Source organism: Microbacterium sp. Leaf151, assembly GCF_001424225.1.
GTDB lineage: Bacteria > Actinomycetota > Actinomycetes > Actinomycetales > Microbacteriaceae > Microbacterium.
The window spans coordinates 661,370-680,376 of the sequence record NZ_LMOR01000004.1; the positions used below are offsets into that span (position 1 = coordinate 661,370).

Annotated in this window: 17 protein-coding genes and 1 pseudogene; 11 read left to right on the forward strand and 7 right to left on the reverse strand. The window is 69.5% G+C overall.

What is annotated here, in order from left to right; genetic code table 11:
• Positions 1-54: 54 nt before the first annotated feature.
• On the forward strand, positions 55-456 hold the full coding sequence (locus ASF76_RS13765) for a hypothetical protein (protein WP_055958905.1): 402 nt from the start codon (positions 55-57) through the stop codon (positions 454-456).
• Positions 457-598: 142 nt separating this feature from the next.
• On the opposite strand, the gene ASF76_RS13770 is transcribed toward ASF76_RS13765, so the two are convergent.
• Positions 599-856 (reverse strand): nuclease, encoded by a 258-nt coding sequence (locus ASF76_RS13770; RefSeq protein WP_082485085.1) that lies wholly within the window; start codon positions 854-856, stop codon positions 599-601.
• A 695-nt stretch (positions 857-1,551) separates the two neighbouring features.
• On the opposite strand from ASF76_RS13770, the gene ASF76_RS13775 reads away from it, so the two are divergent.
• On the forward strand, positions 1,552-2,676 hold the full coding sequence (locus ASF76_RS13775; RefSeq protein WP_055958912.1) for a YihY/virulence factor BrkB family protein: 1,125 nt from the start codon (positions 1,552-1,554) through the stop codon (positions 2,674-2,676).
• Here ASF76_RS13775 and ASF76_RS17740 read toward each other — a convergent pair.
• Positions 2,632-3,105, reverse strand: coding sequence for a nucleotidyl transferase AbiEii/AbiGii toxin family protein (locus ASF76_RS17740; protein ID WP_162240826.1), 474 nt, complete (start codon positions 3,103-3,105; stop codon positions 2,632-2,634). The two genes, ASF76_RS13775 and ASF76_RS17740, sit on opposite strands and share 45 nt — an antisense overlap.
• Before the next feature lie 510 nt (positions 3,106-3,615).
• On the opposite strand from ASF76_RS17740, the gene ASF76_RS13780 reads away from it, so the two are divergent.
• Positions 3,616-4,446, forward strand: a complete 831-nt coding sequence (locus ASF76_RS13780) for a hypothetical protein (RefSeq protein WP_055958913.1) — start codon at positions 3,616-3,618, stop codon at positions 4,444-4,446.
• 85 nt (positions 4,447-4,531) lie between these two features.
• Here the strand turns inward: ASF76_RS13780 and ASF76_RS17635 are convergent, their stop codons facing one another.
• The gene (locus ASF76_RS17635) at positions 4,532-4,660 is read right to left on the reverse strand and encodes a hypothetical protein (protein ID WP_268774764.1); all 129 of its coding nucleotides are present in this window, start codon (positions 4,658-4,660) and stop codon (positions 4,532-4,534) included.
• Positions 4,661-4,908: 248 nt separating this feature from the next.
• Between ASF76_RS17635 and ASF76_RS13785 the strand changes: the two genes are divergently transcribed.
• Complete coding sequence (locus tag ASF76_RS13785; protein WP_055958916.1) at positions 4,909-5,565, forward strand: hypothetical protein; 657 nt, start codon at positions 4,909-4,911, stop codon at positions 5,563-5,565.
• A gap of 493 nt (positions 5,566-6,058) precedes the next feature.
• Positions 6,059-6,322 carry a hypothetical protein gene (locus ASF76_RS17135; RefSeq protein WP_156459264.1) on the forward strand — a complete coding sequence of 88 codons (264 nt, stop codon included), beginning with the start codon at positions 6,059-6,061 and terminating at the stop codon, positions 6,320-6,322.
• Between the two features lie 91 nt (positions 6,323-6,413).
• Here ASF76_RS17135 and ASF76_RS17140 read toward each other — a convergent pair whose 3' ends face one another.
• Together ASF76_RS17140 and ASF76_RS13795 are read right to left on the reverse strand one after the other, a co-directional pair.
• Positions 6,414-6,701, reverse strand: a complete 288-nt coding sequence (locus ASF76_RS17140) for a hypothetical protein (RefSeq protein WP_156459265.1) — start codon at positions 6,699-6,701, stop codon at positions 6,414-6,416.
• Positions 6,702-6,721: 20 nt separating this feature from the next.
• Positions 6,722-6,943 (reverse strand): annotated as a pseudogene (locus ASF76_RS13795) (IS3 family transposase); the annotation flags it as partial.
• Between the two features lie 283 nt (positions 6,944-7,226).
• On the opposite strand from ASF76_RS13795, the gene ASF76_RS13800 reads away from it, so the two are divergent.
• The 4 genes from ASF76_RS13800 (at position 7,227) to ASF76_RS13815 (ending at position 13,452) form a co-directional block, all read left to right on the forward strand.
• Positions 7,227-8,618 (forward strand): MFS transporter, encoded by a 1,392-nt coding sequence (locus tag ASF76_RS13800; protein ID WP_055958928.1) that lies wholly within the window; start codon positions 7,227-7,229, stop codon positions 8,616-8,618.
• Between the two features lie 5 nt (positions 8,619-8,623).
• Entirely contained in the window at positions 8,624-10,870 is a 2,247-nt protein-coding gene (locus ASF76_RS13805; protein ID WP_442922770.1) for a molybdopterin oxidoreductase family protein, read from the forward strand.
• On the forward strand, positions 10,863-12,518 hold the full coding sequence (locus ASF76_RS13810) for an FAD-dependent oxidoreductase (RefSeq protein ID WP_082485087.1): 1,656 nt from the start codon (positions 10,863-10,865) through the stop codon (positions 12,516-12,518). Before ASF76_RS13805 ends, ASF76_RS13810 begins: the two co-directional genes overlap by 8 nt.
• 301 nt (positions 12,519-12,819) lie before the next feature.
• Positions 12,820-13,452, forward strand: a complete 633-nt coding sequence (locus ASF76_RS13815; RefSeq protein ID WP_055958935.1) for a LysE family translocator — start codon at positions 12,820-12,822, stop codon at positions 13,450-13,452.
• 240 nt (positions 13,453-13,692) lie between these two features.
• On the opposite strand, the gene ASF76_RS13820 is transcribed toward ASF76_RS13815, so the two are convergent.
• Positions 13,693-15,168 carry an FAD-dependent oxidoreductase gene (locus ASF76_RS13820; protein ID WP_055958938.1) on the reverse strand — a complete coding sequence of 492 codons (1,476 nt, stop codon included), beginning with the start codon at positions 15,166-15,168 and terminating at the stop codon, positions 13,693-13,695.
• Between the two features lie 1,010 nt (positions 15,169-16,178).
• Between ASF76_RS13820 and ASF76_RS13825 the strand changes: the two genes are divergently transcribed.
• On the forward strand, positions 16,179-16,847 hold the full coding sequence (locus ASF76_RS13825; protein WP_055958941.1) for a TetR/AcrR family transcriptional regulator: 669 nt from the start codon (positions 16,179-16,181) through the stop codon (positions 16,845-16,847).
• Positions 16,848-16,998: 151 nt separating this feature from the next.
• On the opposite strand, the gene ASF76_RS13830 is transcribed toward ASF76_RS13825, so the two are convergent.
• Complete coding sequence (locus ASF76_RS13830) at positions 16,999-17,541, reverse strand: YbaK/EbsC family protein (RefSeq protein WP_055958944.1); 543 nt, start codon at positions 17,539-17,541, stop codon at positions 16,999-17,001.
• 184 nt (positions 17,542-17,725) lie between these two features.
• Between ASF76_RS13830 and ASF76_RS13835 the strand changes: the two genes are divergently transcribed.
• On the forward strand, positions 17,726-18,967 hold the full coding sequence (locus ASF76_RS13835; protein ID WP_055958947.1) for an acyl-CoA dehydrogenase family protein: 1,242 nt from the start codon (positions 17,726-17,728) through the stop codon (positions 18,965-18,967).
• Positions 18,968-19,007: the final 40 nt, after the last annotated feature.

Genomic DNA, 19,007 nt, shown 5'->3' on the forward strand with positions numbered 1-19,007 from the left:
GAGTCCCTCCGCGGCATCCGGTCCCTCCGTCACGACGAGCACACGGGAGAAGCAATGGACACGATGGCAATGATGAAGTCGATGGACATGGGCGAGATGACCATGGACATGGATGCCATGCAGGAATGCATGCAGTCGCTGAACGCCTGCGCGATGGCCGCGGCGATGTGCGCCGGCAGCGACATGATGCACGGCCCCGAGATGGCCACGTGCTGCGCGATGTGCTCGAACATGGTCGAGATGGCTCAGGCGACGATGCACATGATGATGCGTCCGGCCGGAATGAACATGGACGTGATGAACGCCATGATGACCGCCTGCATGACCATGGGCAAGGCCTGCGCCGCCGAATGCCGCGCCCACGCCGACATGGACGAGATGTGCCGCTACTGCGCGATGGCCTGCGACGACATGGTGATGAAGTGCGAGGCCATGATGGCCTCGATGACCGCCTGACTCACGCCGGATCAAAGACCGTCGCAAGCACTCCGGACGTCACCACGACGATCACTGCGAGAACCACCACAACGAGGATGACGACCAGGACGGCGGGAGAACGCTTTCGCTCGTCCTGAGTCATTCCGCCTCTGCCCCGAAATCAGGCCGCGCGTGCGGTGGTCAGAATCGCTGACGCGCTGAGCAGTTCTGCGACCGGGTGAAAAGCCACCGGCTCCCCCACCGCGACGTCGACGGCCGGACCGACGACCTGCAGCTCCACCGTCGCACCGTTGATCAGCGCGACGGTCACCGTCGTGCCATCGGCGTCGACGACGAGGCCGTCCCACCACGCGGAAGGGTTCGAGGCTGCCATGCAGCGCTGGATCGGGTGGACTGTCGACGAGATCGTGCGGGACATGGCTTCACCTGCCTTCGGAGGGGTTGGTGAGATGAAGCTACGGGATGCCGAGGGGGCGGGCGATCTCGGGCGTAGTGGGGCGTAACACCACGTCGGAGCGCTGGCGCTGAGCGGGGCTCCGTGATCGCGAGCCCGAGCAGATCGAACACGAGACTCGACGACCACGCCCCGATGGGAACGGTCACCGCGATCGGATGCAGCGGGTGCCCGTACGGCCCCGCGACGATCGATCGCAGGACCTTGGCGCTGCGCATCGCAGGGAAGCTGGCTCCGGTGCGTGCAGCGGCGCCCGGCCCGGGCGCGGCGGCATCCATCCCGCTCATTTCGAGACCCTGCCGAAGACCAGGTGGCGGTATTCGCCGGGGGCGGTTGATCGCCGCAGTTGTTGCCGGTGGAAGTACATGATTCTCCTCACCGCGCCGAGGGGATCGTGTCGGCCCGGTGACCGAGCGGCGCGCAGGCTCCACCAAACGTCCGTTGCGACCCGACGCGTACGGGGGTTGCCAGACGCCGAATCGTGGGAAAGTCCCCACGCCGCCGAGCGTGTACGGAACTCCGCCCGGAACGCAAGGGGCGCGGCATCCCTTCCGCAAGCCCGCACGATAGGGCGCTCGTGCCGCACTCGGCACGTCACACCCACGAGTGTCACGTCACTCACGGAAGTCGGCCCCGACTCTACGGCCGCGGAGGACCTCATGTCCCAGCAAAGTACACGTACCGACAACCCGGACCCGGACGCAGGTACCAAACCCGACTCCCCCGCTGAACTGCATACGCGGTCCTGGAAGTACGTCCTCCGGAAAACGGTCCGGGAGTTCATCGCAGACGAGTGCCCGGACGCGGCAGCAGGACTCGTCTACTACGCCGTGCTGGCCCTCTTCCCCGCCATGATCGCCATCTTCTCCGTGCTCGGAGTGGTGGGGCAGGGGGATGCCGCGGCCGACGCCATCGTCGGCATTCTCAGACAGGTCGCACCCGACGCAGCCGACACCTTGCGCGGACCTATCGAACAGGTCGCTTCGGCCCCCGGCGCGGGCTTCGCCCTGGTCACCGGTATCGTGCTGGCACTCTGGTCCGCATCCGGTTACGTCGGCGCGTTCAGCCGCGCCATGAACCGCATCTACGAGATCGAAGAGGGCCGTCCGTTCTGGAAACTCCGGCCCATGCAGCTGGTCGTCACCGTCATCGCCGTCGTGGCCCTCACCCTCGTCGTCCTCGGACTCGTCATCTCCGGAGACGTCACCTCCGCCATCGGCTCGGCCCTCGGGCTCGGACAGGGGGTGCAGATCACCTGGGATATCGCCAAGTGGCCCGTCATCCTTTTCGTGATCGTGTTCCTCGTCGCCGTGCTCTACTACGCGACACCCAACGCCAAACAACCCACGTTCCGTTGGGTCAGTCTCGGCGCGGTCATCGCCATCCTCGTCCTCGCACTCGCCACGGCCGGGTTCGGTTTCTATATTGCGAGCTTCTCGAACTATGACCGAACCTACGGCTCTCTCGCCGGTGTCATCGTTTTCTTGCTCTGGCTGTGGATCGCCAACCTCGCCCTCCTCTTCGGTGCCGAGTTCGATGCCGAACTGGAGCGTGGCCGGCAACTCCAAGCAGGCATCGCCGCGGAGAAAGACATTCAGCTCCCCGCCCGGGATACCCGCAAGAGCGACAAGCAGCGGCGGAAGGAGCAGGACGACGTGGAGGAGGGCCGACGTATCCGCCTCGGTCAACAGGATCCCGCGGATGCCACCCCCCGCCCCTCGGACGGCACTCCGCAGCCCTCACGCAGGAGGAAGTGGTGGGATCTCCGCCGGACTCGGAAGTAGGCGAGCGACGCCGTCGCTCGCGGGCCGATTTGGACACCCTTGACCCCCTTGCCAATTCCCCACGGTCGCTCTCACGCGAACGCGCACGCCGGGGTAGCTCGCATTCTCGCGGATATCCGCCACCGCGAGCGTGTCCAGTAAGAACTGAACCCCATCGCGAGCCTCAACGGCAGCAATGTCTTGGACGACCCGCCGAAGATGCGCCGGAGTGACATCAGCCGATATCGCGTTCGAGTCGGCATCCTTCGTGGGACGGCGTACACCATAGGCGCCCAGCAGAAGGCCACCCTTGAGGACGAAGTCCTGCGCGTGCGGCTTCCGCATCACCTGAGATGCAGGGGTCGCCATTGCACTTGTACGATCGCCGACAGCACCTCGGCGGCAGCACAGACGTTTGGCGCCGGAAGGGGCAACCAGACGAAGGGTCATACCTCAATGGCGAGAACATCGATGCGCCCACGAACACCGCTCCTCATCATGGCGGCGATTCATGCCGTAGCAATCGTCGTGCTCCTGATTCTGGTGGGCGTGGACGCTGGCCAGACGACGGAGACACCGGCTCGCTTCACTCCCGCAGCAGGGTGGTTGCTGGCCGGCATACTCCTCGCTCCGATCATCACCATCGGCGCCATTGTGTGGTCGGTGATCCTTCGTCGCCGTTCGCGCACCTCGTCACCCCGCCCGGGCGGCAAGAGCGATACTCGGACAGCTGTCGCTCAGGTCATCCCTCCGCCTCCCGTCGAGTCCACCCGCCCCGACGGCCAACCTGCATCTCGCCCGGAGATTAACGGCCCCGCACGCGGCGAGTACGCAACCCGCGCCGAGGCCCGGGCGGCCGCAGCATCCGAGGCGGATGCCACCAGACGGACAACGGTTCACACCCCCGCGCCCGCATCTCAGGCTCCCCCGCCACCCTCGGCTCCACATCGGACAAACCCCATGCCATACGTGCTGCTCGGCAGCGACAAGTACAAGTCGACTGAGGTCGAGGGGGAATTCGCACGGACGTCGGAGATCGCTGCCGTGGTGAAGTCGATAACCGGTCGGGCCCTTCGCGTGGATCAGGAGGTCGAGATCCCCGACGTCCCCGCCAGCCTGCGAACGGAACCGCAGAACCGCTACCACCGTCGGGCCATCATGGTCGTCATCGACGGTTCGCACGTCGGGTATCTCGCGCGAGACGACGCTGACCGATACCACTCCGCGATCAGCAAAGTCGAGGCAGCCGGATACATCCCCACGACCCGAGCTCGGCTCTGGGCGGTCGAGCGTCGCGGTTGGGACGGACCCACCAAAGTGCACGCTCGAGTGTCTTTGGCTCTGAACGAGCCTCACATGTTGTATCCCGTCAACGAGCCGCCAACCGTCTCCTACTCTCTGCTGCCGTGGGGAAACGCCTTTCAGGTCACGGGTGAAGAGAACCACCTCGAGGCAATCGCCCCGCACATCAACCCTGGCTCGGAAAGCATTGCGATCGGGACCCTTCATCGTGTCGAGACGACGAGCACCCGCGGAGTCGTCAAGCACACCGTGGAAGTGCGCATCGACGGCCGCGCCGTAGGTTCACTCACGTCCACGACGAGCCCTCACTACCTCCCGACCATCCAGCATCTGGAGCGCGAAGGGCACATCGCCGCAGCCTGGTTGAAGATCAAGGGGTCACCCATTGCAGCGCAGGTCACGGTGCAAGCCGCACGCGCACCGGAGCTTTCTCCCGAGTGGTTCATCGCTCCCATGCAGGTTCAGCCACTGTCTCCACCCGCCCCGTAAGCAGCAAGGCAACCGCTGAAGACCTGCGCCGACAGCGATCTGGTGCTCGCCGAGCCGACGACCCGCCGTTCGACCGCCGTGCCGTTCAGTAGACGACGGTCGCCATCGCGTCGTCGTCGACGTCGATCACCTGGGTGTCCCCCGACCCAGACGAGTTCGATGCTGCCTCGCTGCGCTGGATCAGGTGGACCGTCGATGGGATGTTGCTAGGCATAGTTTCGTGTGACGTCGGAAGGGCTGGTGAAATGAGGCCATAGGACGCCCTGCACGCGGGTGATTCGAGGCGTGGCACCGCAGACAGGACGATCGGCGCATCGTGGATGCGTCGCCCTTGCGCCCCCGGGCGGATGCGGTGCCCGCGGCGGTCTCAGTCTGCCGAAAGCTGAGGCGAAAGATCGCCGCGCCCTCATTCGACAACTTCCGACCCGAAGTCGTGTCACACGTCAAGGACAGAGTCGAAGCGTGTTCAACCGCTCCTTCACACGCATCATCGTCCTGTCAGCTGGGCTACTACTCATCTTCGGCGCCCTCTCACTGCTAATCCGCTTCGTACCTGCGGCCGCGACAGCACTCGTTTCGTCGCTGGCGGTCGCTGCCTGCATCGTAATAATCTTCTACACCGGCGTCTCGATCGCGGTAGCCGCAAAGATCCGCCCGCTACGGCCCGTGGCCGACGTGTCCATCCTTGGGAAGCACACGGTAGCTCTGAGCAAGCTGCTCGTCGGGTTGCTTGCGTTCTTCGGCAACACTGCGCTGAGCTGGCTCATCGCGCTAAGTGTCGCATTCCAGAAAACGCCGCACATAGACTCCGCCTCGATCACCAACCAGCTATGGAGCATCTTCATCGCCCTCGCCGGTTCAGTCGCTTTCGTCTTCTGGATGTGGATCGCCGTCGATCTTCTCCGAGCCCGCCAATCGGAACGGCTACACGCCGTCAACCAGATCGAGGCAACGTGGCTCACCCACCTCGGCGTTCCGCTCGCCGAGCGCATCGTTGCTCGCGCCGCGGCGTGGTCGATGAAATCGCCCTGGTTCCTAATCCTTTACACGTTCTTCGCCGCGCCCTTTGTGATCTATCTGGGTGGGCTCTGGGTGTTCACGGTGCTCGTATCGCGATAGCGCGGAAACACGACACGCCACTCCCGCAGCACATGCCCCCTAGCGTGACCGTAGGGAGGGCCTGCGCTGCCAAATGCCGCGCGCGCCGAGATAGACGAGAAGTGCCGCTACTTCGCGACGGCCTGCGACGACATGACTATAAGTTGCGAGGCCATGATGGCCTCGATGGCTTTCGAGATTCTCTTCACGCGCGACCGCTGACGTCACGTCGGGGGTCGCGAAACAAGCAGCGCAAGATCCGACGCTAAGCGCGGCGTTGGTGTGCGGGGTGGCCCCGCGTTGCCGCGACGGTTGCCTGGCTACCTCTGTCGCCGGCGGCTGACTACTGAGGACGAATCGACGGGTGAACCTTGAGGACTCGGCGCTATCTATGGAGGCATGATCACCGGGCTGACGTGTGACGGCTGTGTGATTGTTTGTCTCGCCCCCGAAGAGGGACAGACTCTTTCGCTTGGGGGTGGTTGGTGTAAGCGCACAGCAGAGTCGCCTGCTGATGAATACGATTTTGAAGGAGAACGACATGGCCGAGCGGGAAGATCGTCAGGCTATACGGCCGAGTGGTAGCCAGATTGTGGGCTGGGCAGCGATCGTGTTCTGCGCGCTGCTGGCCTTTGTCAACGCTGCGACGGTCGCATCCAGTGCAGGAATGCGCGTATTTCTGGTCGCCGCGGGTGTTGTGCTGACCGGAATCTTCGTCACCCTTCTAGTGCGCTGGTATGTCAAGCGGGGGAACCCTGCCGGCTCGAAGGGAAGCTGACGACCCTTTCCCTATGACGGTGAGGTCGGAACGTGTCCCCGTCGTTGCCGCCGTCGACGGGGACACGTTCAAGATCACCACGACGAGCGGCTCAGTCGGCCTGCGCATCATCGGCATCGTCACCCCAGAGATTGGACGCGACGGCGCCGCGAGTGAGTGCCATGCCGATCAAGCCCGCGACGAGCTCGATCAGCTCATTTACGGCCACACCGTGGACCTCTTCACAGACCCCACGCAAGCCGAAACCGACAAGTACGGTCGCCTCCTGTAACACGTGTACGTCGACGGCGTGAACGTCACTCTCACCGAGCTGGAAGCGGGCGTCGGCCGCGAGGATACCTACGACAAGCCCGATGCGGGGCAGGAGGGTCTGATGCACGGATGGGTGACAGGGGTTAGTCAGGGCGCGAGGGCTAGGGTTTTGGTCATCGTGGTCTCGAATTCGACGGGCGTCAAACGTCCGGGGCGGCTTTGGCGTCGGCGGCGGTGGTAGGTCTTGTCAATCCAGGTCACGATCGCGATGCGCAGTTCGTCTCGGGTGGTCCAGGAGCCTCGGTTGACGACGTTCTTCTGCTGGAGCGGGAAGAAATTCTCCATCGCGGCGTTATCGCCCGCCGCGCCGCTCTGCCTATACCACGTCAGTTCCTACGGGCCTTCGGGCCGAAGGTGCTGACGTGAACGACTGTGAAATCGACGGCGACAGTCCCGGGCAATAGCCACCGATGGTAGCCCGTGTAACGCCCACGTAAACTCCCCCTCTCCCCCTCCCCCACCGCGGGTGAGCCACTCGTTACTTCCCCGCCCCCGGGCACGCGTCCCCGGGAAACCCCTCCTCCCTACGCTGGCGGCACGCCCCACCCATGCGGGGCGCTGCACCTCCCCACATCGCCTTCCGGAGGAACCCGTGACCGTCACCGACCCGCGCACCGCAGCCGCAGCAACGCCGCCCGCGGCCGCAACAGAGACAGCTGAACTGCAACACCGTCCCGGCCGCTGGATCGACAACTGGAACCCCGAGAACGCCACCCAGTGGGCGAAAGAGGGCAAGGCCATCGCCTCCCGCAACCTGCGGTGGTCGATCTTCGCCGAGTTCCTCGGGTTCGTCGTCTGGCAGCTGTGGTCGGTCGTCGTCGTCTCGCTCCCCGCCGCGGGCTTCCAGCTCTCCACCGGTGAGATCTTCTGGCTCATCTCCATGCCGAGCCTGGTGGGCGCGACGCTGCGCATCCCCTACACGTTCATGGTTCCACGCTTCGGCGGCCGCAACTGGACGATCGTCTCCGCGGGTCTGCTGCTCATCCCGAGCATCGGCCTCGCCATCGCGGTGTCGAACCCCGCGACCCCGTTCGGCCTCCTGCTCCTGATCGCCGCGTTCGCCGGCTTCGGCGGCGGCAACTTCGCCAGCTCCATGGCGAACATCACGTTCTTCTACCCGGCCGCGCAGAAGGGCTACGCGCTGGGACTCAACGCCGCCGGCGGCAACCTCGGCGCCTCGGTCGCGCAGTTCGTCGTGCCGATCGTCATCACCGTCGGCGCCGCCGCCACCCTCAACCTGCCGCTCGCGGGCCTCATCTGGGTGCCGCTCATCATCGTCGCCATGGTCGGCGCGTACTTCCGCATGGACAACCTCTCGAGCGCCAAGGCCGACATCACGGCATCCCTCGCCGCCCTGAGAGAGCCGCACCTGTGGATCATGGCCGTGCTCTACATCGGCACCTTCGGCTCGTTCATCGGCTTCGCCGGCGTCTTCCCGAAGCTGCTCGCCGACACGTTCCCCGACTTCAAGGGGATCGCGATCGGCACCGCCACCGTCACCCTCGCCTTCCTGGGTGCCCTCGTCGGGTCGCTCGCCCGCCCCTACGGCGGCAAACTCGCCGACCGCTTCGGCGGTACCGTCATCACGATGGGCGCGTTCACGGTGATGGGTCTCGGCATCCTGGGCGTCATCCTGACCCTGGCGATGCAGAACTTCGCGATCTTCCTGCTCTGCTTCCTGGTGCTGTTCGCCGCCGCCGGCATGGGCAACGGCGCGACCTACCGCATGATCCCGACGATCTTCGCCCTCCGCTCCAACAACGGGATCGGCGCGCAGCGCAAGGCCGCCGCCGCCCTCGGCCTCGTCTCGGCGATCGGTGCGTACGGCGGGTTCTTCATCCCGCAGCTGCTCGGCTTCTCGAAGACGACGTTCGGCTCGTACACCCCGGCCCTCGGCTGGTTCGCCCTGGCGTACGTCGCCTTCCTCGCCCTCACCGCCGGCGTCTACCTGCGGATGGCGAAGAAGACCGGCACCCGGATCTGATGACCATGAGCTCCGCCGACACCCACTGCCCCTACTGCGCGCTGCAGTGCGCCATGACCGTGACCCACGAGGGGTCCACCACGGTCGCCGGCCGCGACTTCCCCACCAACCGGGGAGGGCTCTGCGCCAAGGGCTGGACGTCGGCGGAGCTCCTGGCATCTCCCCAAAGACTCCGGATGCCGTTGACCCGACAGTCCGACGGAACCCTCGCCGAGACCCCCTGGGATGAGGCATTGGATGCCGTCGCCGCGGCGTTCCGCGACACGAAGGCCGCGCACGGACCCGACGCCAACGCCATCTTCGGCGGCGGCGGACTCACCAACGAGAAGGCCTACCAGCTGGGCAAATTCGCCCGCGTCGCCCTCGGCACCTCGCGCATCGACTACAACGGCCGGTTCTGCATGTCGTCGGCGGCCGCGGCATCCAATCGGGCCTTCGGCATGGACCGCGGCCTGCCCTTCCCCGTCACCGACCTCGACGACGCGTCGACCATCCTGCTGCTCGGCTCGAACGTCGCCGCGACCATGCCGCCGTTCCTCGCGCACCTCGCCGGAGCGCGCGCCGCCGGCGGACTCATCGTCGTCGACCCGCGCCGCTCGGCCACCGCGCGCCTCACCGAAGACGGCGCCGGCACCCACCTGCAGGCCGCCCCCGGCACCGACCTTCCCCTCCTCCTCGGTCTCACGCACATCGCCCTCGCCGAGGGCCTCGCCGACCAGGCCTATATAGAGGAGCGCACCTCGGGGTTCGACGCGGTCCGACGCAGCGTCGCGCAGTGGTGGCCGGAGCGGACTTCTGCGACCACCGGCGTCCCGGTTGCCGACCTGAAAGCGACCGCGCGCCGCCTCGCCGCGGGACGCGCGTACATCCTCACCGGACGCGGCGTCGAACAGCACGTCGACGGCACCGCCACCGCCACCGCCGCGATCAACCTCGCCCTCGTGCTCGGCCTCGTCGGGCGCGAAGGCTCGGGCTACGGCACCCTCACTGGCCAGGGCAACGGCCAGGGCGGACGCGAGCACGGCCAGAAGGCCGACCAGCTGCCCGGCTACCGCTCGATCCGCGACCCCGAAGCGCGTCGGCACGTCGCGGGCGTCTGGGGTATCAGCCCGGATGAGCTTCCGGATGCCGGCATCCCGGCCACAGCCCTCCTCGCAGAACTCGGCGGGCCGGTGAAGACCCTGCTGGTCGCCGGATCCAACGTCGTCGTCTCGGCGCCCGACGTCGAGGCCGTGCGCGCGGGGCTGGAAGCCCTCGACACCCTGATCGTCTGCGACTTCTTCCTCTCCGAGACCGCCGCCCTGGCCGACATCGTGCTGCCCGTGCTGCAGTGGGCCGAGGAGGAGGGCACCATGACCTCGCTCGAGGGCCGGGTGATCCGTCGCCGCCAGGCTCTGCCCGGACCCGACGGTGCCCGCAGCGAGCTGTGGATCATGGCCGAGATCGCGCGGCGCCTGGGCGCGGCATCCACCTGGTCGATCGATCCTTCAGAGGTGTTCGACGAGCTCGCCCGCGCTTCGGAGGGCGGCATCGCCGACTACTCGGGCCTCTCGCACGCGCTGCTCGACACCGACATCGAGGCGTACTGGCCGTACCGCTCCGAGAGCACCCCGCGCCCGTTCACCCGACGTTTCGCCCACGCCGACGGCCGCGCGCGTCTCGTGCCGGTGGATGCCACTCCCCCGGCGCCCACCGACCGCGGCGGCGACCTCACCCTCGTCACCGGCCGCTACCTGCAGCAGTACCAGTCGGGCACCCAGACCCGCCGCGTCGCCGAGCTGAACGGCGCCCGCCCCGAAGCGCGGCTCGAGATCCATCCCGCGACGGCCTCTCGCCTCGGCATCCGCGAGGGTGCGCTCGTCGCGGTGTCGAACGAGCGCGGCACCGTGCGGGCGCGGGCGAGCGTGACGACCGACATCCGTCACGACACCGTCTTCCTGCCGTTCCACTACGCCGGTGACGAGTGCGCCAACCGGCTCACCGAGGCTCTGGTGGACCCGACCTCGGCGATGCCCGAGTTCAAGCGCACGCGGGTGCGGGTGGCTCCGGATGCCGCCGTGCCCGCTGCCGCGGCGACGGAGCACGGACCCGTGGTGGTGTCGGAGCATCCGGGGGTGGGGCCTGCGGCATCCGGTGTCGCGGCCTTCGCGCTGGCGGGCGCCGCGCCCGCGGCATCCACGTCCGCCGGTTCCGTCCGAGCGAGTGGGACGTTCGACCAGCCGGACACCACCGAGGAGAAGATCCATGTCTGAACGTGTGGTGCTGGTGGGCTACGGCCCCGTCGGGGCACGGCTGCTCGAGGGACTCCTGCCCGCGGTGCGCGACGGGCGCATCGACCTGACGGTCATCGGTGCCGAGACGCACGACGTCTACAACCGCGTGCTGCTCGCCGAGTACGCCGTCGGCCGGGCCGATCGCGACGGCCTCGACATGGGCGACCGTCTCGTCGCTGAAGAAGCCGGCGTGCGGTTCGTGCTCGGGATGACGGTGGTCGGCGTCGACCGCGACCGTCGCGTCGTGCGGCTGCACGATGGCATCCGGATCCCGTACGACCGGCTCGTCCTGGCCACCGGGGCCCGAGCGAACGTTCCCACCCTCGCCGGGCTCGAGCGGGCGCAGCGGCACCGCTCGGCACGGCCGGGGGTTCCCGACCAGCTCGACCACGGTTCGGCGCCGCTCCCCCGCGGGGTCGTGGCGCTCCGCGACCTCACCGACGCGGAGCACGTGCGCGCGGCGGTGTCGGCCGGTCAGCGGATCGTCGTGCTCGGCGCGGGGGTGCTCGGCATGGAGCTGGCGCTGGCCGCCGCCGAAGCCGGCGCCGAGGTGGTGGTGGCGTACCACTCCGCCGCCCCGATGAACCGCACGCTCGACGAGAACGGCGGACGCGTACTCGCCGCCGCAGCCACCGCCGTCGGCGTCGAGATGATGCACCACGCCCGCGCCGAGAGCATCGTGCAGCGCTACGACGACCACGGTCAGGCGTGGTTCGACGGCCTCGTCTGCGCCGACGGCAAGGTGCTCGCGGGCGACCTGCTCGTGCTGTCGTGCGGGGTCGCGGCGCGCACCGAGGTGGCATCCCTCGCCGGTCTCGCCATCTCGAGCGGGGTGCTGGTCGACGGGGCATCGCGCTCGTGGACCGACCCGGACGTCTTCGCTATCGGCGACTGCGCCCACGTCGCCGATCCCGCCGACGCCGGAGCCGACGGCCGCGTGCCGGGAGGACCGAGCGGACTCATCGGCCCGGGCTGGCGGCAGGCCGACCGGCTGGCGGAGCTGTTGTCGTCGGGCGCTGCGCTGGGCGCGGCATCCGCGGGTCCGGCGGCGGCCTCAACGGGGCCGGCATCCGCAGCAGCTTCGGGGGTTGCGGGTGTCGTGGCATCCATCAGCCCCATACCCGTCGAGCGCCCCGGCGTCGTGATGCTGAAGGCCGAGGGCATCGACGTCGTCGCCGGAGGCGCGGTCGACGCCGACCCCTTCTCGCACGCCCCCGGATGCCACGGCCCCCAGGTCACCCTCTGGGCCGACCCCGCCCGCGGCGCCTACGTCAAGCTCGTCACGGTCGACGGCGTGCTGACCGGCTTCGTCGCGGTCGGGATGCCGCGCACCGGCGCCGAACTCACCCTGCTGTTCGAGCGGGGATCCGAGCTGCCCGCCGACCGCTCGTCGCTGCTGCGACTCGACGCCCCCGACGCCGGAATGGCCGTCGTCGCCGACCCGTTCGCCGCGGATGCCACGGTGTGCTGGTGCAACGGGGTGAGTGCGGGGGCGATCCGCGAGGCCGTCGCCGCCGGGGAACCCACCGTGGCCTGCGTCAAGGCGTCGACCCGCGCCGGCACCGGCTGCGGAGGCTGTGTCGGTCGCATCAACGAACTGCTCACGCGGGAGGCCGTGCCGGCCTAGGGCCGCGCGGCGTTCGCCGTCACCCGCGCGAGGTGTCGTTCCATGTTGCGTTTCGCATGCGTCAGCGGCGTCAGCGCGCTCGGCTCGCCGAGCCTCGTCGCCTGAGCGTCTCCGAAGCGGCGAACACCGGCAAACTCACGTGCCGGCGCCGGGCAGACAGCTCGCGTGCGCCCGCGGCGTCAGCGCGCTCGGCTCGCCGAGCCTTGTCGCCTGAGCGTCTCCGAAGCGGCGGACACCGGCAACTCACGTGGCGGCGCCGGACCGGAACGCCCGCGAAACGCACGGGCAGTACGCTGCACGCATGCCTCCGATCGAGAACCTCGTGGCCTTCGTCGCCGCGTCGGTCGTCATCATCGTCATCCCGGGTCCGAGCGTGCTGTTCGTGATCGGTCGGTCGATCGCCCTCGGTCGGCGCGCGGGTGTGCTCAGCGTCGTCGGCAACGCCCTCGGCACCGTGCCTGCGGTCCTCGCCGTCGCATTCGGGGTCGGCGCGATCGTGGCATCCTCGATCGTCGCCTTCACCGTGCTGAAGATCGTCGGCGCGATCTACCTCGTGTGGCTCGGCATCCAGGCGATCCGCCACCGCAACGCACACGTCACCGGCGCCGCGCTCGCCCCCACTTCGTCGATGACGCTGCTGCGCCAGGGCTTCATCGTGGGGCTCACCAACCCGAAGACCATCGCGTTCTTCGTCGCCGTGCTGCCGCAGTTCGTCGACCCGCACGCCGGAGCCGTCTGGTTGCAACTACTCGTGCTCGGCCTCATCTTCCAGGTGCTCGCGCTGACCTGCGACAGCGTGTGGGCCCTCGCCGCCGGCACCGCGCGCACGTGGTTCGCGCGTTCGCCGAAGCGCATCTCGACGCTGTCGGGAACGGGCGGCGTCATGATGATCGGCCTCGGCGGCGCGCTGGCGTTCACCGGCGCGAAGAGCTGAGGCGCGCTGCGGCATTCCACCGGCGGGACCCGCACCCGCCCCGAGACGACGTCTCGGCTGCAGGCTGCAACCGTCTCGTCAGCCGAAGGTCCCCTCGTGGTCCCCGCCTGCCGCAGCAGCACGCCGCGGCATCCCGCGCGTCAGCCCGCCACCGGCGACGCCACCGCAGCGCCCCGCGGCATCCCGCGCCTCAGCAGGCCACCGGCGACGCCACCGCAGCGCGCCGCGGCATCCCGCGCCTCAGCCCGCCGACGGGAGGTCCGCCGAGGCCGCGCCCTCGAGTCGCGTGCCGTCGGGCGCGTAGCGCGAGCCGTCGACCGGGCTGTCCCAGGAGCGCTCGGCGTCGTTCCAGGTGAGCGGAGCCGGGGCGACGACGACACGAGTCCGACCGTCGATGGTCGACACGGCGGCGGTGCGCACCCCCTGGCGAGCGACGACGCCCGCACCCTCGGCCGGACGCTTCGCCGGGGCCGGCACGGCCGAGGACAGCGCCCCCGCAGCCACTCCGATCCGCCGGCCCGCCTCGCCGATCCCGCGGCCGAGGTCGGCGGGCACGGTCATGCGCGTTCCGATCGTGCGCATCCACTGCGGCCGATCGCCGCGCGACACGCCGCGGATCTCATCGGTCAGTCGCATCGCCGCCGCCGGGCCGTTGGTCAGCCCCCACCCCGCGTATCCGGTGGCGAAGCGCAGGCGGCCGAGGCCGCGCGGCATCCCTCCGACGAACGGCACGAGGTTGTGCGACTGATAGTCCTGGCCCGACCAGCGCGCGATCTCGGCGGCGACGGGGAGCGTCCGCTGCGCCCACGCGGCCAGTTCCTCGGCGAGCGCGACCTCCGACCGGGCCGAGCCCACCGGATGCCGCGCCCCGGTGACGATGAGCACGGGGCGCCCGAACGACCACGGCGCCGCCATGACGCTGCGTCCGTCGACGCCGACCTCGCTCCACATGCCGCCCGGGGCCTCGGCATCCCCCTCCATCTCGAAGGCGATCGCCCAGGAGCGCAGGGCGCGCGTCTTCAGGTCGTACAGTCCGCGTCGTGTGAGCGGCGTGCCGGTGGCGAGCACGACCGTGTCGCCGAAGAGGGTGCCGTGGTCGGTGTCGATCCGACCGCTCGGCAGCGCCCGGACGTCGCCCACGCGAACGCCCGTGTGGACGACCGCGCCGGCGTCGACGGCCGCGCGCGCGAGCGTGGTCCCTAGCAGCACCGGATCGAGCGCGAGCTGGTCGTCGAGGGCGAGGGCGCGGACGGGAGTGTGTCCGCCGAGGTCGCCGGGCGCGTCTTCACGGACAGGCAGGCCGGCCTCCCGGGCCGCGTCGCGCACCGCGTCGAGCGCGACGTCGGTGGCGAGCACCCGTCCGAAGGTGAACGCCGTGCGGCGGTCAGCCGCGCCTCCGGCCCGCTCGGCGAGCCACTCCTGGCCCGCGCGATTCGCATCGACGTACGCACGGACGAGACTCGCCGGGTGATGCCGCCGCAGCGCCGCGAGCGTCGTCCCCTGCAGAAGGGATGCCATTCCCACCGACGCCGCGGTCGCCCCCTGGCCCACCTCGCCCGCGTCGACGACGGCGACATCGACGCCCGCTTCGGCGAGCATCACCGCGGTCGACAGGCCGGTGATCCCGGCGCCGACGATGACGACGTCGTGCCGCGCATCCGCCTCGAACGGGGTTGCGACGGAGGTTCGGTCTCGGGTCCACAGGGGAGAGGTCATGCGTCCATCCCATCGCGGGCGCCGTCGGCGCGGCATCCCGTTGCCTCGTTCGTGGGGATCGTCTAGCGGCGGCCGTGCTGTGCGGTTGCGCTGTGCGATTGGGCTGTGCGGTTGCGCTGTGCGGTTGCGCCCCCGTCCATAAACGCGATCCGCGGCGATAAACACGACGTCAACGTGTTTCTGCGCACGAATCGCGTTTCTCACGTGGTCACGGCTCGCAACGCCCCACCCGCTCACCCAGCTCCGCGCGGTCGCCCTACGCCGCTGCCCCGAGCGGCCACCCCGCGTCGCGCCCCNTTCTCACGTGGTCACGGCTCGCAACGCCCCACCCGCTCACCCAGCTCCGCGCGGTCGCCCTACGCCGCTGCCCCGAGCGGCCACCCCGCGTCGCGCCCCTGTCCATGAACGCGATTCGCGGCGATAAACACGACGTCAATGTGTTTCTGCGCACGAATCGCGTTTCTCACGTGGTCACGGCTCGCAACGCCCCACCCGCTCACCCAGCTCCGCGCGGTCGCCCTACGCCGCTGCCCCGAGCGGCCACCCCGCGTCGCGCCCCNTTCTCACGTGGTCACGGCTCGCAACGCCCCACCCGCTCACCCAGCTCCGCGCGGTCGCCCTACGCCGCTGCCCCGAGCGGCCACCCCGCGTCGCGCCCCCGTCCGTAAACGCGATTCGCGGCGATAAACACGACGTCAATGTGTTTCTGCGCACGAATCGCGTTTGTCGGCCGCGGCTTGACCGCCGCGCCACCCCCGCACCCCCGCGCCGCCGCGCCGCCGACGCGCCACCGCGCCACCCCCGCCGCGCCACCACCCCCGTGCCACCCCCGCGCCCCCGCCACCGCCGCCGCGCCACCCCCGCGCCGCCGCGCCACCCCCGCTACCCACGCGCCACCGACGCGCGCGACGGGCGACCGCGCCCTCTCCCACCGTGGCCTCCCCCGACCGCTGCATCGGGACCGCGCGCCCGAACCGCCCCCGCGCGCGGGTCGCCGATATGCTCGGCACGTGACCGACAGCGCCGCCCCCTCGAGCCGCACGGCGGTGGTGGCTGCCGCGATCGACCTCTTCGTGGAGCACGGTTACGACCAGACCTCGGTGGAGCAGATCGCCCAGGCCGCGGGGGTGTCGCGCTCGACGTTCTTCCGCCAGTTCGGAGGCAAAGAAGACGTGGTCTTCGCCGACCACGAGGTGCTCCTCGCCGGGACGCGCGCGTATCTGTCGCAGCAGCACGACGACCCGTGGGCTGCGGTGTGCGAAGCGTCGGTGCGGGTGTTCCGCCACTTCGCCGCCGACCCCGAGCTCGCCCGCCGTCGCTACAAGATCGTGCGCGAGGTCTCGGGCCTGCGCGACCGCGAGATCGTCACGGTCTTCCGCTACGAGCGACTCTTCGACCAGTACCTGCGCGACGCGCTCCCCGGCATCGACCCCCTGGATGCCGTCGGCTTCGCCGCCCTCGTCACGGCCGTTCACAACCACGTGCTGCGTCGGCTGATGCGCGGCGCCCGGGTGCCGGCATCCGTTCTGCGTCGCGCCCTCGACGACGCCCTCCGCCGCTACGGCGTGCACCCCGACGGTGCGGATGCCGCGGGCGACGACCTCGTCGTCGCGGTGTTCCCGCGTCGGATGCCGGCGGCCGAGGTCACGCGGCGCCTGCGGGCGAGCCTCCCCGACTGACGCGCGGACGTCCGTCGACGGCACGCTGCCGACGCACGGCCGGGTGTCGACGCTCGTCAGGCGGGACCGCCGCGAAACCGCATCCCGCTGACATCCACGCTGCAGCCCGCAACCGGATTGCCAGCGCCGCGCAGTCTCGCGGGGCCACTGCTCACGCAACCGGTTTGGCGAGCCCATCGACGACCTCGGCCGAGGGCAGGGATGCCAGCACCTCGCCCGGGAGGAACGGCTTCGCGCCGCGAATCCCCGCGCCGACGACGGCCCGCGGTAGTGCGGCGACCCGGGCATCCAGCAGTAGACGCCAGTCGGACGGGATGCCGAGCGGCGTGATCCCCCCGTACTCCATCCGCGTTTCCGACACCGCGGCATCCATCGGGGCGAACGTCGCCTTCCGCGCGTCGAGGAGCTTGCGCACGGCGCCGTTGACGTCGAGCCGGGTGGTGGCCAGGGCGAGGCAGGCGGCGGTGCGGGTGTCGGTGCCGCGCGTTCCCTGCACCACGAGGCAGTTCGCCGAGATGTCGAGGCTCTGGCCGTATGCCTCGCAGAACGCCGCGGTGTCGGCGAGCGCGGGGTCGACCGCGGCGACCTCGATGCGCGCGGCGACATCGGCGGGCAGGCGTTCCATCGCTGCGGCGACGGGCGCGGCGAGGAGCTCGGGGTGGTCGAGGGCGGGGAGGAAGGTCAGCGCGCTCACGCCGCGACCCTACCCGCTCGGGATCTCGCTGCCGCCGGCGGTCGCCTGCCGAGTGTCCACAACACCCGAACGCCCGACGAAAACGTCCGGGCGTTTCGGACACTCGGCGCGAGACCCGACTCCGCCGAAACCGACGACGCGCAGACAGTGACACCCAGTCCCAACATGCGCGATACTGGGAACCATGACCATCGACGCCGATGCCCGCACGCTCCCCGGGGAGCGCGTCGCCCACTACGACCTGCTGAGCCGTCGCGACACCGACTACTACGCGGTGTTCGCCGATATCCCCGACGCCGACCGTGCGGTCTGGGACCGCGCCAAAGCGTTCGCCGACGAGGTCGGCACCCGCATGCAGGGCGAATGGGATGCCGCGACCTACCCCGTCGAGCTCGTGGGACGCATGGGCGAACTCGAACTGTTCACCGACGGCATCGAGCACCCCGAGCTCCCGCACACGTCGCCGCTGGCCGCGGGCCTCGTCAACATGGAGGTCTCGCGGCACGACGGCTCGCTCGCCACCGCCCTCGCCGTTCAAGGAGGGCTCGCACTCCGCACCCTCGCGCTCTTCGGCTCTCCCGAGCAGCAGCGGCGGTGGCTGAAGCCCCTCGCCGACGGCACGGTGCTCGGCGCGTTCGCCCTGACCGAGCCCGACCACGGCTCCGACTCCGTGTCGCTCGAGACGACCGCGACGCGGACGGCCGACGGCTGGTCGCTCAGCGGTACGAAGAAGTGGATCGGCAACGGCGCCTCCGGCGGCATCACCTTCGTGTGGGCCCGGGTCGATGACGACGGCGCCGAGGATCACGGCAAAGTGCGCTGCTTCCTCGTCGAGCAGGACACGCCGGGGTACATCGGCACCGTCATCACCGGCAAGGTGTCGCTGCGCGGCATCCATCAGGCACACATCGCGATGGACGACCTTCGTCTCCCCGCGGATGCCGTGCTCCCCGGCTCGCACACGTTCAAGGATGCCTCGCGCGTGCTCTACGCCACTCGCTCCGGCGTCGCGTGGTCGGCGCTCGGGCACGCGACCGCCTGCTACGAGATCGCTCGAACGTATGCCACCGAGCGCATGCAGTTCGGAAAGCCGCTCGCCGCGTTCCAGATGGTGCAGGAACGCCTCGCGCAGATGCTCGACGAGCTCACCGCCATGCAGCTGTACTGCCGGCGCCTCGCAGACCTCGAGACCACCGGCGGACTCCGTCCCACGCAGGCGTCGCTCGCCAAGTACCACAACACCCGCGCCGCGCGACGGGTGGCGGCGATCGCCCGCGACCTGCTCGGCGGCAACGGCATCCTGCTCGAGAACGGCGTGATGCAGCACATGGCCGACATCGAGGCGATCCACACCTACGAGGGCACCGAAAGCGTCCAGGCGCTCCTGCTGGGCCGCGACATCACCGGAATGAGTGCGTTCGTCTGATTCCGGATGCCGCGTACCCGCGGCCCTAATCCGCGGCACG

What these genes read in the sequence shown, in the direction of transcription:
- ASF76_RS13775 (WP_055958912.1), top strand. Translation starts at nt 1,552, where the DNA reads ATGTCCCAGCAAAGTACACGTACCGACAACCCGGACCCGGACGCAGGT.
- ASF76_RS13770 (WP_082485085.1), bottom strand. Translation starts at nt 856, where the DNA reads ATGTCCCGCACGATCTCGTCGACAGTCCACCCGATCCAGCGCTGCATG.
- ASF76_RS13815 (WP_055958935.1), top strand. Translation starts at nt 12,820, where the DNA reads ATGCCTCCGATCGAGAACCTCGTGGCCTTCGTCGCCGCGTCGGTCGTC.
- ASF76_RS13820 (WP_055958938.1), bottom strand. Translation starts at nt 15,168, where the DNA reads ATGACCTCTCCCCTGTGGACCCGAGACCGAACCTCCGTCGCAACCCCG.
- ASF76_RS13805 (WP_442922770.1), top strand. Translation starts at nt 8,624, where the DNA reads ATGAGCTCCGCCGACACCCACTGCCCCTACTGCGCGCTGCAGTGCGCC.
- ASF76_RS13780 (WP_055958913.1), top strand. Translation starts at nt 3,616, where the DNA reads ATGCCATACGTGCTGCTCGGCAGCGACAAGTACAAGTCGACTGAGGTC.
- ASF76_RS17135 (WP_156459264.1), top strand. Translation starts at nt 6,059, where the DNA reads ATGAATACGATTTTGAAGGAGAACGACATGGCCGAGCGGGAAGATCGT.
- ASF76_RS13810 (WP_082485087.1), top strand. Translation starts at nt 10,863, where the DNA reads ATGTCTGAACGTGTGGTGCTGGTGGGCTACGGCCCCGTCGGGGCACGG.
- ASF76_RS13835 (WP_055958947.1), top strand. Translation starts at nt 17,726, where the DNA reads ATGACCATCGACGCCGATGCCCGCACGCTCCCCGGGGAGCGCGTCGCC.
- ASF76_RS17740 (WP_162240826.1), bottom strand. Translation starts at nt 3,105, where the DNA reads ATGACCCTTCGTCTGGTTGCCCCTTCCGGCGCCAAACGTCTGTGCTGC.
- ASF76_RS13765 (WP_055958905.1), top strand. Translation starts at nt 55, where the DNA reads ATGGACACGATGGCAATGATGAAGTCGATGGACATGGGCGAGATGACC.
- ASF76_RS17635 (WP_268774764.1), bottom strand. Translation starts at nt 4,660, where the DNA reads ATGCCTAGCAACATCCCATCGACGGTCCACCTGATCCAGCGCAGCGAG.